4 protein-coding genes and 1 pseudogene are annotated in these 13,361 nt (G+C 40.5%); all 5 read right to left on the reverse strand.

Annotated elements, in window-relative coordinates; translation table 11 throughout:
• Window positions 1-63 precede the first annotated feature (63 nt).
• Complete coding sequence (locus IQ274_RS09350; protein ID WP_194142071.1) at window positions 64-1,215, reverse strand: acyltransferase family protein; 1,152 nt, start codon at window positions 1,213-1,215, stop codon at window positions 64-66.
• A gap of 378 nt (window positions 1,216-1,593) precedes the next feature.
• Window positions 1,594-6,510: a type I polyketide synthase gene (locus tag IQ274_RS09355; RefSeq protein WP_194142072.1), complete on the reverse strand. Its 4,917-nt coding sequence runs from the start codon at window positions 6,508-6,510 to the stop codon at window positions 1,594-1,596.
• Between the two features lie 3 nt (window positions 6,511-6,513).
• On the reverse strand, window positions 6,514-8,544 hold the full coding sequence (locus IQ274_RS09360; RefSeq protein WP_194142073.1) for a non-ribosomal peptide synthetase: 2,031 nt from the start codon (window positions 8,542-8,544) through the stop codon (window positions 6,514-6,516).
• A gap of 1,171 nt (window positions 8,545-9,715) precedes the next feature.
• Window positions 9,716-12,349 carry an alkaline phosphatase family protein gene (locus IQ274_RS09370; RefSeq protein ID WP_228058114.1) on the reverse strand — a complete coding sequence of 878 codons (2,634 nt, stop codon included), beginning with the start codon at window positions 12,347-12,349 and terminating at the stop codon, window positions 9,716-9,718.
• A 161-nt stretch (window positions 12,350-12,510) separates the two neighbouring features.
• Window positions 12,511-13,361 (reverse strand): annotated as a pseudogene (locus IQ274_RS09375) (ISAzo13 family transposase); the annotation flags it as partial.

A 13,361-nucleotide genomic window follows, 5' to 3' on the forward strand; every position in this document is an offset into this window, starting at 1 on the left:
TATTTTCTCAGTTTATTCAAAGTAAAATTTAATTTTTTCTTGGCAAATCATTGGCATTTAAATTCATTGTTTAGCCAAGATTGTAGACTTTAAATAATTACGCATTGGAACCTCTACAAATCTATATGTCAATGATGCGGCCAATATGATAATCATAAGAAATACTCCTAGAGATGTCAAGACTTCATATTCTGTGAATCCTTTACCAAAAGCCTGGTGAAATTTATAAATCCATAATGTTTTTAACAATTCTTGAACAAACCAATGAACCATGTAAATCGAGTAAGATATAGTCCCGAAATACAGCATCAACCGTGAATTTAAAAATTTTGATATTAAACTATTATTGTTGATAGATACAGCTAAAATTAGAAGAGAAAAAGCTGGTAAAACTAGCCAATCATGAAGACTACGCCAATAAGTCCAGTAGTAATTCATAATCAGAACTATCCAAGTTATAGCTATTATTGCTAATAAATTAAGATTAAAATGATTTCTATAATTACCTCTGCGATAGATTTTATAAGTTATGATACCGAGTATGCACTCTAGCCCGCACCTAGCTATGGAAGGTATGCCAATAATACTATCTAGGTTTCCACGGGTAAAAGCGATTAGTAGTAATATACTGAAGAGAGCAAAAACATAAATTTTCAAATCCATTTTTTCATTATTTCGTAATAACAAAAACAAGAGAAATGGAAATATGCAATAAATAACAAACTCTACACTAATTGACCAAGCTGGCTCATTCCAATAAGTATCACACCAAAATAAAGGTGGGCAATTTAAGTCGAATGCTTGGAGAAGGAAAATATTAGCAAAAAGGGCAGTTAAGTTAAATTTAACAGTAAAAGCAGAATTATTTAGTAAAAATATTTTTAAAGTTTCTAATCCGATAAATAGAGATAAAATAAATATATGTAAAGGATAAATTCTGGCAAAACGTGAAAATAAATATGATCGATATTTAGTTGAATTAACTTTTAATGAAAAATCTTCAATATAAACGTGGGTCATGATAAAACCACTCAGAATGAAGAAAAAATCAACCCACAAATATCCATTACGAAAAAAATTGCTATATGCTGATAAAGTTGAACCAGTTTTAGGTAAAGTGTAATATGAGAAATGATGTACAACAACAATCAAAGCTGCAATACCGCGCAGAGCAGTGAGCGAATTGATTTGGTTATACATTGATATTTTTGGCATTGAATTATCTCAAGAATATAAACAGTTAGATATTTTTAGGATAATATTGATGGTTTCATGGGATTTATGAAATACAAGTATGCTAAACATTGTTCACCAGATTATGATTTTGGTAGGCATTGCCCACGCTATTTATAATAATTATTTTGCTATATCAAATCTGTCAAAAGTTTAGCTTTTAATTTCTACTATGATCTGGTTAGGACTGACTTGAACCAGCTTTAAGTAGATTATCAGTTAATATAAAAATCCCTAATCGATGAGTATTTAATATTTGCAAACACAGTTAATTTTTGGTGTTGCTGAATTGGAGTAGGAATTGACATTTTTTGATATGGCTTCATACTTTCAATCAGCAACGCCAATTTTTTAAAGTACTCAGGAAACACTTGCAACTTGTAAATACTTCCCAGGTCGCTCAGTATCGGGGATATACCAGGCGGGGTTGCCTTGGGGATCTCGTCCTAATTTGGCATTAGGTTGCGGAGGACGATTACGTAGGCTGTTATTGGTAACTTCGCTGTTTGTTACTTCTATGGGCGGTGCAGACAAAAAGCCAGCAGACTGCATTTCGGCAATACTTTCTTTAAAAGCTGCCATTACAAAAGCTAGATCGGCTTCGGAATGAGCTGTTGTCAAAAAGCAAGGACGGTGATCCCAAGTATGCACTCCCTTATCCCGCAGTAAATAAAATAGTAAGTCTCCATAAGGAAACTCTGGCGCAGATTTCACCATAAACAGGGAGCCGAAGTTATAAGCTGTAAACGGAGCCTGAACTTTCTCGAAATAGCCCATAAGTTCCGCTACAAACTTATCGGTTCTTGCATTGAGATTTTGCTGCAAGCTGGGGCCACTCTGCTTTAAATGTTGGAGTACTGCTTTGGCGGCTGCTAGTGCTAAAGGATGACGGACAAAAGTGCCGGCAAAGTAAGTCACGCCTACTTCTGGAACTGAGTCATCCCCAAACTGCCAAAATCCACCATCTAAAGCATCCATATATTGCGATTTGCCAGCAATGACTCCAATCGGTAGTCCACCGCCCACAATCTTGCCGTAGGTTGCTATATCAGCTTTGATACCAAAATGTGCCTGAGCGCCACCTGGATGAATTCTAAATCCGGTAACGATTTCATCAAAAATTAGAGCAATACCAGCTTCTTCCGTGAAATCACGCAATTGCTGAAGAAATTCCTTGGGCTGGTATTCAGGGCGACGGCTTTGCACAGATTCAACCATCACTGCTGCTAACTCATCAGCCCGGCTTCTAAGGATTTCTAGAGACTCAGGCGAATCGTAGTCCACCACCAAAATGTTCTCCACCATTTCAGGTGGAATACCGGGAGCAGCAGGAATTGACCGGAGTTTTTTTGTCCCCCGAACAATTACTTCATCCAAAATACCGTGATAAGCTCCCGAAAAGATGGCGATTAAATTACGCCCTGTGATGGTGCGTGCCATCCGCATCGCTCCCAAAACCGCTTCTGAACCTGTGTTGCAAAAGGCTGCTCGGTCAAAGTTGGTCAACTCACACATCAGCTTTGCCACTTCTCCAACCAAGGGAGTCTGCGGCCCAATTTCCATGCCTAGTTTCAGTTGCGCTTCAATTGCTTCGGTAATGAAAGGTGGCGACCAACCAAACAAATTCAAACCAAAGCCATTGCTTAAATCGACATATTCATTACCATCAAGATCCCAAAGTTTAGAACCTGATGAACGAGACGCTACGATGGGATAAACCATCTCTTTCATCGTCGGGTTAAAGCCAGAAACAGTTCTTGGATCTGCCAAATAAGGGCGATGAAATTGAGTGTATTCTTTAGATTTTTGAGTCCGTTTTGTATATCTTTGGATAATTTTATCTAGATGATTGCGTTGTTGCGCTGTCAGAGTTTTAGTCTGAGTTTTTTCAATTCGAGCAGCCGCACCAAATGCCTTTTTAGCACCATTTGATTCCGTCTCTACCGATGCAGGTGATTCTTTGCTCGTTTGAGTAGCTGGGATAGATACGGCATTTTGTGGTTTGACATCATTATTTTGAGGTGTCGCCGCAGGTACAACTGGGATTGTTACAGGTTGACTGTTGTTACCCAATAGTGCCAATTGCTGACTCATGATTTGTAGCTGCTGATTAATCACATTTTCGAAGAAACTGGATGCAGCAGGTTGCGGAGAAATCTGAGGTGCAGATCCATTTGTATGAACTTCATGCACTACCAAAGTGGGTGATGTGGTTGCAGGTGCTGGTAATGGTACTTCGGGAATTGGTTCTGTAACGGTTTCTGTTAATCCTAATGCGGATAAAGTTTCGGGAGACAAAGCTGGATTGATAAAGTCAGCCAGTGTTCCTAAATTGGGGTAAATTTCTAGTAACTGCCTAAGTGTTACCTTTACTTGAAATTTTTTCTTTAACGCTAGCCCCACTTGAGTCAGTGATAAAGAATCTAATCCCATTTCTAAAAATGTTGTCGAATCGTCAACACTAGCGATTTCCAATCCTGATGTTTCTTCAATAATTTCTTTTAGCAGAGGAATAAGCTTTTGCTGAGGAGATTTTGTCATATCTTGGGTCTTTTCTAACTGGGGATTTGAAGGTTTGGGAGTTGCTGTGCGATTGGGATGAGGTAAAGGATCAATCCAGAAGCGTTGGCGTTCAAAGGGATAAGTAGGCAGAGGAATTCGTTGTCGCGTTTCCCTTTGATAGAAGTTGCTCCAGTCAATAGATACTCCTGCTAGCCACAGTTGTCCTACTGCCTTGAGTAATGCTGTCCATTCGGCTTCATTCTCAGCGTTATCACTCAGAGAAGCGATCGCTATCTGTTGTTTAATATCTTTTGCTTGTTGGCGGGCTAAGGTCGTAGTTGTAATTCGCGGCCCAACTTCTAACAATACGCGTTCTGGTTGCTGCCATAAGGTTTGTATCCCCTCCGCAAATCGCACAGTCTGACGTAGATGTGTAGCCCAATACATCGGATCAGTTGCTTGCTGGGCTGTAATCCAGTCGGCGGTAACTGTGGAAACAAAGGGAATTTGAGGAGGTGATAATTTAACTTTCCTAACTACCTCTGCAAAGGGGGCTATGATGTCATCCATCATTGGGGAATGGAAAGCGTGGGAGGTGTGTAAACGGCGACAGACAACTTCTTCGCTTTCTAGTTCTTTTTGCAGAGCCGCGATCGCCTCTGTGGGGCCAGAAACTACACATAGGGAAGGGCCATTAATTGCTGCGATCGCTAATTCTGGACTCAATCGCGGCTCTACCTCTTTGGCTGGTAAGCGCACTGAGAGCATAGCCCCTTCTGGTAAGTTCCACATGAAGCGACCGCGATTTGCAACCAACATCAGCGCATCTTCTAAGGTGAATACACCCGCAATACAGGCGGCGACAAATTCGCCAATGCTGTGACCAATCATCGCTTGGGGCTTGACTCCCCAACTTTGCCACAGTTGCGCTAAAGCGTATTCAACGACGAATAATGCTGGTTGAGTAAAGCAGGTTTGCTTTAGGGCAATAGCCGCAGTTTCGCGATTGCTTGGCGCGGGATATATAATTTTTCGTAAATCACCGCCCAGTAATGGTTTAAGGATTTCTGCACATTCATCTACTACCTCCTGAAACACAGGTTCGCGGTTGTAGAGATTCAGTCCCATATCCACATATTGCGACCCTTGTCCGGGGAACATGAAGGCAACGGCTGGATTACGGATTTCTGTATGGCGGGTATTTACTTGATTGGGATCTAAAGATTGTAAGGCCGCGATCGCATCTGTGATGTCGTGACAAACTACACTACGTCGATAATTTAAGGCTTTGCGCCCTCGCTGTAGGGTATAAGCTACATCGGCTAAGTTAATTTCAGCATTGTACTGGAGATGTTGCTGCAAATTTGCTGTTGCAGCTTCTAAGGCTGTACTAGTTTTTGCCGAGAGCAACAATAGCTGCTGTGGACGAGAAGATCCAGAATTTTGAATTTGTGGCGCTTCTTCCAGCACAATATGAGCATTAGTTCCACCGACACCAAAAGAACTTACACCGGCTCGTCGCGGAGTTTCACCTTCTGGCCATTCAGCTAGTTTGGTATTTACATAGAAGGGGCTGTTGGCAAAGTCAATCTTGGGATTGGGAGCCTCAAAATTTAAGCTAGGTGGAATCTTTTTATAATGGAGGGCAAGAACAGTTTTAATTAATCCTGCTACCCCAGCCGCCGCAACTAAATGTCCGACATTGCTTTTCAGAGAGCCGATCGCACAAAATTGTTTGGCATCTGTATGCACACGAAATGCTTGCGTCAGCGCTTCAATTTCAATGGGGTCGCCTAAAGGTGTAGCTGTGCCGTGAGCTTCAATATAAGAGATGGTTTCTGGGTGGAAGTTGGCATAAGCTTGCGCCATTGCAACGGCTTCTGCTTGTCCGTCTACGCTGGGAGCCGTAAAGCTTACTTTATCAGCGCCATCATTATTAATACCTGAACCACGAATTACGGCATAGATGCGATCGCCTTCATTGAGTGCATCTTCTAAACGCTTGAGGACAACTATTCCTGCACCATTGTTGAACATTGTGCCCTGAGCGCTGGCATCAAAGGGACGACAATGACCATCTCCAGACAGCATACTGCCTTCTTGAGCCATATAACCGCTATTTTGGGGTGTAGTCATGGATACACCACCAGCTAAAGCCATATCGCACTGATAGCTGCTTAAGGCTTGACAAGCTTGAATAATTGCTACTAAAGAAGTAGAGCAAGCTGTATTAACACTGACAGCCGGACCTTTAAGGTTGAGCTTGTAAGCAGCACGGGTGGTTAAAAAGTCTTTTTCATTTGCTAACATCGTCTGGAACTCGCCGATGCGATCGACAATTTCCATACGTCCAGAAATATGGTTGGCAAAATAAGTATTTTGACCACAACCAGCGTATAAACCAATCAAACCATCGAAAGATTCTGATTCATAACCAGCATTTTCTAGAGCTTCATAAACCAACTCTAGAAAAACTCTGGCTTGTGGGTCCATAACCACAGCTTCCATTGGATTAATGCCAAAGAAGGCAGCATCAAAAGTTTCTCCCCCAGGAATGATTCCTCTAGCTTTTACATAACTGGGATCTTTGCAAAGGTTCGGGTCAATGCTGGGATCTAATTCTTCATCTTGAAAAAAAGTCGTTGACTCTAATCCCTCACACAGATTGCGCCAAAACTCATCAACATTGCCAGCGCCAGGAAATCTTCCTACCATGCCGATAATGGCAACACCATCAATAGGATCTTGGTTATCTGAGGTTTGCATATTTACCATTGCTTAAACACCTTGTTGATGATTACGGCGACGAGCTTGGGCTGCTTGTTGGCGTTGAGCGCGATTTTGCAGCTTGTTATGAGACGGTTGGCTGTTCTGGTTTGAATCCAAATATTTTGCTAAAGAGCCAATCGTTGAATACTGAAATAGCTTCACAGCAGGTAATTCAATACTAAGTTCCTGTTTGACTCGTGCAGCAACTTGCAGAATTGAGATTGAAGTTCCTCCCAAATCAAAGAAATTATCATCAATCCCAACGCGATCGATTTTGAGCAATTCAGATAAAATACCTGCAAGCAAACGTTCTAAATCAGTTTGAGGAGCAATGTACGCTTGTTCCAGTTGCGGACGTTCTCTACTTGGTGCTGGCAATTTATGTCTATCTACTTTGCCATTTGCGGTTAGAGGCAGTGATTCTAACATCACAAACGCTGATGGCACCATGTAATGAGGTAGTTGCTGCTGTAAAAAACTACGTAAATTATTGTGTGTATATTTACTGTTATAGTGAGGAACAATATAAGCAGTCAACTGCTTTTCACCTGTTTCATTCTGACGAGCTAAAACAACAATTTCCCGAACATCAGGATGTTGTGCAATCTCCCGCTCAATTTCCCCTAGTTCAATTCGGAAACCGCGAATTTTTACCTGATTGTCAATCCGACCTAAAAACTCGATATTGCCATCTGGAAGATAACGAGCTAAATCTCCAGTTTTGTAAAGGCGGGTTGCCAAATTGTTATCAAATGAATGAAAAATAAATTTTTCGGCAGTCAATTCGGGGCGATTCAAATACCCTCTAGCTAATCCATCTCCAGCAATGTACAATTCGCCAACTTCTCCAATTGCTACTGCTTGGAAGTTGTTGTCTAATATATAAACTTGGGTATTAGCAATTGGGCGACCAATAGGAATAGATACACCTGGTTGCAGTGGCGCTGTTATAAGATGGCAGCAGGTAAAAGTTGTATTCTCAGTTGGCCCATAACCATTAATTAGCCGACAGTTCTCTACTGTTTGGAGAAACTTCTGCACATGGGGAACAGATAAGACATCGCCACCCGATAAAAGTTGACGCAAAGATCTTAAAGCATCAATTTTTTCATCCACTATGAGATGGAATAAGCCGGCTGTCAGCCAAAGAGTAGTGACTTGATATTGTTGAATAATCTGCCCTAATTCTTCTAATGATGGTGTATGAGGAGGGCAAATTACTAGTTGCCCACCGTTAAGTAAGCAACCCCAAATTTCAAAAGTTGAAGCATCGAAGGAAATAGGAGCAAGTTGCAGAATTATTTCTTCAGCCGTGAGGTGAGCATAATTAGTTTCTTGGACCAATCTAACTACACCACGATGGATAACGCTAACCCCTTTGGGTGTACCTGTAGAACCTGATGTATACATGACATAAGCCAAGTTTTCAGCAGTAACGTTAGTGCTTAGGTTCTCTTTTTTATTTTGGGCGATTATATGCCAATCTGCATCTAGGCAAATTACAAATGCTGTATGAGTAGGTAATTTAGCAACTAGGTCTTTTTGACTTAATAGTATAGACACCTGGGTATCTAATAGCATAAAAGCTAAACGTTCTCGTGGATACCCTGGATCTAGTGGTACATAAGCTCCACCCGCTTTGAGGATAGCTAAAAGTGCTACAACCATTTCTAAGGAGCGCTCTATGCAGATACCTACAAGAGTTTCTGCTCCTATACCTAGTGTTTGTAGATATTGTGCCAGTTGATTAGCACGACTATTCAAATCTCTATAGGTGAGATGCTGATTATTAAAGATTAATGCTACAGCATCAGGTGTTTTCTCAACCTGTGCCTCAAACAACTGATGAATACACGCTTGCTGAGGATAATCCGTTTGAGTCTTATTCCACTCGATTAGTAGGTCTTTTTCGGATTCTTTCAAGATAGGTAATGTTAAATTATATCGTTCTAAGTTCTTATCTGATGATAATGATGTTTGAGACTCAGTTACCAGAAATTGATTTTTATTTTTAGCTAATGAATCAGTTATTGCTTTCATATTTTATTTCCGCCAAAAATATATCTTTTTGCAAAACTTGTAGTTTTTAAGTAGTGCTGCATTTTTAACTCAACAAATCTCAAGTTCAACCATGCAGCTAATGTTACTACTAAACTATACAAAATCAGAATTATTACTGAGTGAAAAATACTAAGGTTTGTTCTAAAATTCATATTGAAAGATACTTTTATATAGATATAGATTTTTGGATAAACCACTAAACTATGTAAGTGGAGTAGGATATTGTTTCGAGATAAATAAGTAACGATGAATTATGATGTCTGAAAACTAAATATAGCTCCAACAACACGCAAGGTTTGTTTAAACACTAGTATTTTAAATTACATTTTTTAGTCATATTTTTAATTTTTAAATTATATTTCAAGACTAATTTGACAATAAATCATGCCGCAATCCTATAATGTTTATATGAAAGGGCACTGACTCTTGGATTTAGTTTTTTTATTTTGACCTATTTCCTCAAAATCTGAGTTATTTTCAATACATCTTCATTGAAAATTAAAACTTTAGAGGTGATTTGCAATGAGAGTATTAACTGTATGTTCGCTTATTTGAGAGGATAAGAAGAATCAATGCCTTGATGGGCAAGCAAGACAGCGATTTTAACAGCTGATAAGCAAGCAATGGAATCCGTTTGGAGGTAGGTTGAACTCCAGGCTATGACCAGCGAAGTTTTTTGTGCCCTAATTCTACTTATTAATACTTAATACTTTCAACATTTTATAGTATAAAACAGTTAGGACTTATACAATTAGCATAAATCTTTGCAACGCATCAGTCGGCTGTAGGGGCGTATAGATGTATGTCCTTCTCTAAGTATTTGTATCATGTATATTGTAAAATATGAAGCTGTTCTACATTTAACTTGGATGATTAGGGCGGGCATCAATACTTTTCGGTTAAGGGGGAAAGGGGAAAGGGAAAGGGTTTGAATTTACTTTTCCCCCAAGCCCAGTAACCTTTCCCCAGATCAAAAGAGAGATTGTTGGGTTTATCCGAAAAGTACTGGGGCGGGCAATAACTAGAACAGCTTTAAGAATCACAGGATAAAACAGGATATCAAAGGCGAGGGAGTATTACTCCCCCGCAATAGCCAACTTACTACAGCTTAATTGTTGAATTTAAAGCTGTAATCGTAATCATCTTTAGGTTAAATTACAGTAGCTGAGAAAACGAAGTCATTTGCTGTTAGGCTAGTCGATGTAACTCCAAGCAATGAAGCCAACTCTGTATTTCCGGCTTTCACCAAAGTATCGCTACCCTGTTGCAACAGTGTTAAGGCACTAAATTGAGTAACACCAATACCGCCCAGCCCAATTTTATCAATGCCGATCGCAAAATCAGTCACGATGTTCTTGCTAGTTGGCAGACTGGCGTTAGCAATCCAGAATTGGTCAGCACCAGTACCACCAGTTAAGCGATTACCGCCCTGTTGACCGGCAAATAGCACATCATCGCCATCACCACCAAACAGCGAATCATTCACACTGGAGAAGAGTTTGTCATCTCCAGAACCACCGTAGAGGCGGTTATTGCTACCGTTACTCTTGAGGGTATCGTTACCTGAGCCACCGAAGGACAGTTGACGCGAACCTTCAACTACTGTGAGAGTATCAGCACCTGCGCCTCCAAACAAATTATTACTACCATTGGCTTCCACTACGGTAACTTCGTCATTACCATTGCCACCATCGGCACTAGTGTTACTAGCAGGGCTATTTACGCCAATAAAAACTTGATCGTTACCATCTCCTGTGGACACTGAAGAGCCACTGCCGACTAGCACCGTATCTTCACCGTTACCAGTCACGATTGTGTTACCTTTAGTACCTTCTACAAAGTCTGCGCCGTCACCTGCAAATAAGGTTTGATTTGGCTTGAGGGTGTCATCATCACTATTAGTAGAACCAAATTGAAGGTCTAGTGTTGTTAGTCCAACAGTGCGACCATCAAACCCTGCGGCTGTAAAGTACTGAGTATTGCCTACACTCTGAAAATCCAGAATTGTTGCTTGGCCATTAGCAGTTTCTTCCGAAGTTAAGACTTCTTTAGTGGAGGGAACTATATCTGGGCCTCCCACCAACGCTTCTGTAATGGCACGACCTTTCAAATCGCCATTACTGGGAATATCTAACCCTAAAATACGAGCAAGTGTAGGTGTTACATCAGCATTACTAACGGGTGCATAGTCCACATAGCCTTGTTTAAAATCAGGGCCAATAGCCTCCATGTTATTGAAGGTATCACCTCGACCAAAGCTGCCATGCATTCCCTGTCCTTGCTGCAAAGTTGTATCAGCAATTTCGACCTGAGCTTGAGGGTTGTTTGGGTTGCTTGGATCGGTGCTAAAGGTTTTGAAGTTGATAACTATAGATGGAACTGGTGTTTTAGCATCACCTTTTAGCCCGATCGCACTTAGTGGTAAAGCACCTGGGATGTCTCCATAAGCATCGTCTACAAAAATCCCACTGATGTAATCTTTTTGCGAAAGCAAATTTACTACCTGTTTGGCTAAGTCAGCATTGCCATTGGGCAGATAAATCAGGTCAGATCCACCATTGGCAGCTACAACTATCTTTGTACCTGGGTCAAGTTGGCCATTAATTACCTTACCTGTACCACCAATTACACCATTCCCAGAAATAGGACGTTGGCCTTTTGTAGCATCAACAGTTGCATACTGGATCTGGTTGAGGTCTGGGGGAAGGGTTGTAGGGTTAGGATCGTATAAGGGTAAACCTAGATCGTGAGCCAAATCAATTGCAACAAAACCTGCTGGTAGAAATCCCAGATTTACACCCGCATAAGTTTGGGTGGCAGCATAACTTGTAGTTTTTGTGCCTTGGCTATCAATAGCTTGTTTGCTGATGGTAGAAAAACCGTGGTCAGCAGTAATAAAGACATCAGTAGTCTTGTCTAAGCCAGTGCTTTTAAGATAGTCAAGAAGCTGCTTTAAATTATCATCAGCATTTTTGACCCCAGCTTTGGAAGTAGAACCATTAATACCTGGTGTCAAGGTGTTTAAGCTATCACCCTGATTATGTTGACTACCATCGGGATCTCTTGACCAGTAAACCAATGCAAATGGTTTACCATCTTCCTGAAACTTAGGTAAAATTACTTTGGTTGTGGCATCTGCAAAGTATTGTTGTTGAGCTACATTGGCATTGAGAGTACCTGGAGTTGTGTTGTTACCAGCTGGCTGGACTCGTGTTGTCGGTTTTACATCTAGACCAGCTGCTTGTAAACGACTGACAATATCTGGATCGAGTGGAACGGCAGAAGGTGAACCTGCGGCTGTAGGCGGCGGGGTTGCACCATTTGTAGTGTCATCAATAATAATTGTATCGGGAGTAGGAATAGTACCTGTAGTACCACCTTCTCGGTTAACTTGGGTGACATCTTGGATGGCAACTGGGCCTAATTTACCGACTGCTGCTGTGTTGAAACCCTGCGATCGCGCGTAAGCTAAGAGTGACTCTTCATCTAAAAAGTTGTTACCGGGAAACTTTTCATCGATATCCCCCAGGACTGCATCATTTTCAATGAATGGTGTGACAGTACCATTAGCATTAGGACTAGGAAAACCAGTGTAAATAGTGTTGCTAAAGTCACCTGTATCGCCAAGATAATGCCCAGTTGCGATCGCAGAAGCATTCGGGGTGGTAAATGTGGGAAATAATGAATGGCTATTGGCGAAACTAACTCCCTGCTGACGGACACTATATAAGGGACTTCCAAAGAATAAATTATTCCAAGAAAAACAAGAGACAGGTTTTCTCAAGAATGATAATCATTTTAAGGGGGGAGAAAAGGGGTTGCCGAGGGCAACCCCTTTTCTCCCCCTCATCTATGCATGAAGAATCTATACACTTGTCGTCTGCTTTGAAGTTAAACAGTGTAAAATTAGTATGTTTTGTAGCTAAATAAATGCTGTTATTAAAATCAAATAACTTTTGTTTTACTACAACAAATATCAATAAACCAATTACCTAAATTTGGGAAAACTTCATGAGTGGAATTGGTTAGCCGCTCAATCTGTTTTTCAATTTGAGCCATAGCTTTTTTTGTAAGCTTTACCCCATTCTCATAAGTTTTGTGTACTAGCTTAACTACTGGATGAGAACCTTTCCATTTCATAGTACTAGCAAACTTTAAAGCCGTTTCTAGTTCATCTAAAATACTGCCGTTCCAATGATTTTCTAGTATTGCCCATGTTCTTTCTATGGGATTATACTTACTATGATAGGGTGGATAGTAGGCTAAACGTATATTTACTTGATGCTTGTGAGCAAACTCTACTATACGTTTCATAAATTGGGTACGTCGTGAACTATTCTGTGGCCCATTATCTTGATTGAGAAGTAGGGTTTGAATATCGGAAAAACGATGCTTTTGTTCTAACCAAAAATCTTCTAAAATATCAACAATAAAATCGCTTGTAACTTTCGATTCTGTAAAGTACAAAAATAGCTCATCAAGCTCTGGAAGAAATATACCATAAGGAGTTACAGTTGTTTTTGGGTTATAATCATGGTCGTCAGCTTTCGCTCCGTCCCGACTTTTACCCCCGCGATCAAATGAGCCAATCTTAACGCGAGCTTTTGCGTCCATGCTTAGACGTAAAATACTTTTATCTTCATCTGCATCTTTATTTACTAGGTCTAATTGCTCAAAGATGGCATCAGTTTGTGGGATTTTTTTTGAGGTTGAACTTTCTTTACCCTTCTGAGCTTGTAACCTAAATTATTTAATTTGACTCGAATTGTTTCTGATGTATGTAAATTTTCATCACT

Source organism: Nostoc sp. LEGE 12447 (genome assembly GCF_015206985.1).
GTDB lineage: Bacteria > Cyanobacteriota > Cyanobacteriia > Cyanobacteriales > Nostocaceae > Nostoc.

What these genes read in the sequence shown, in the direction of transcription:
- IQ274_RS09350 (WP_194142071.1), bottom strand. Translation starts at nt 1,215, where the DNA reads ATGCCAAAAATATCAATGTATAACCAAATCAATTCGCTCACTGCTCTG.
- IQ274_RS09355 (WP_194142072.1), bottom strand. Translation starts at nt 6,510, where the DNA reads ATGGTAAATATGCAAACCTCAGATAACCAAGATCCTATTGATGGTGTT.
- IQ274_RS09360 (WP_194142073.1), bottom strand. Translation starts at nt 8,544, where the DNA reads ATGAAAGCAATAACTGATTCATTAGCTAAAAATAAAAATCAATTTCTG.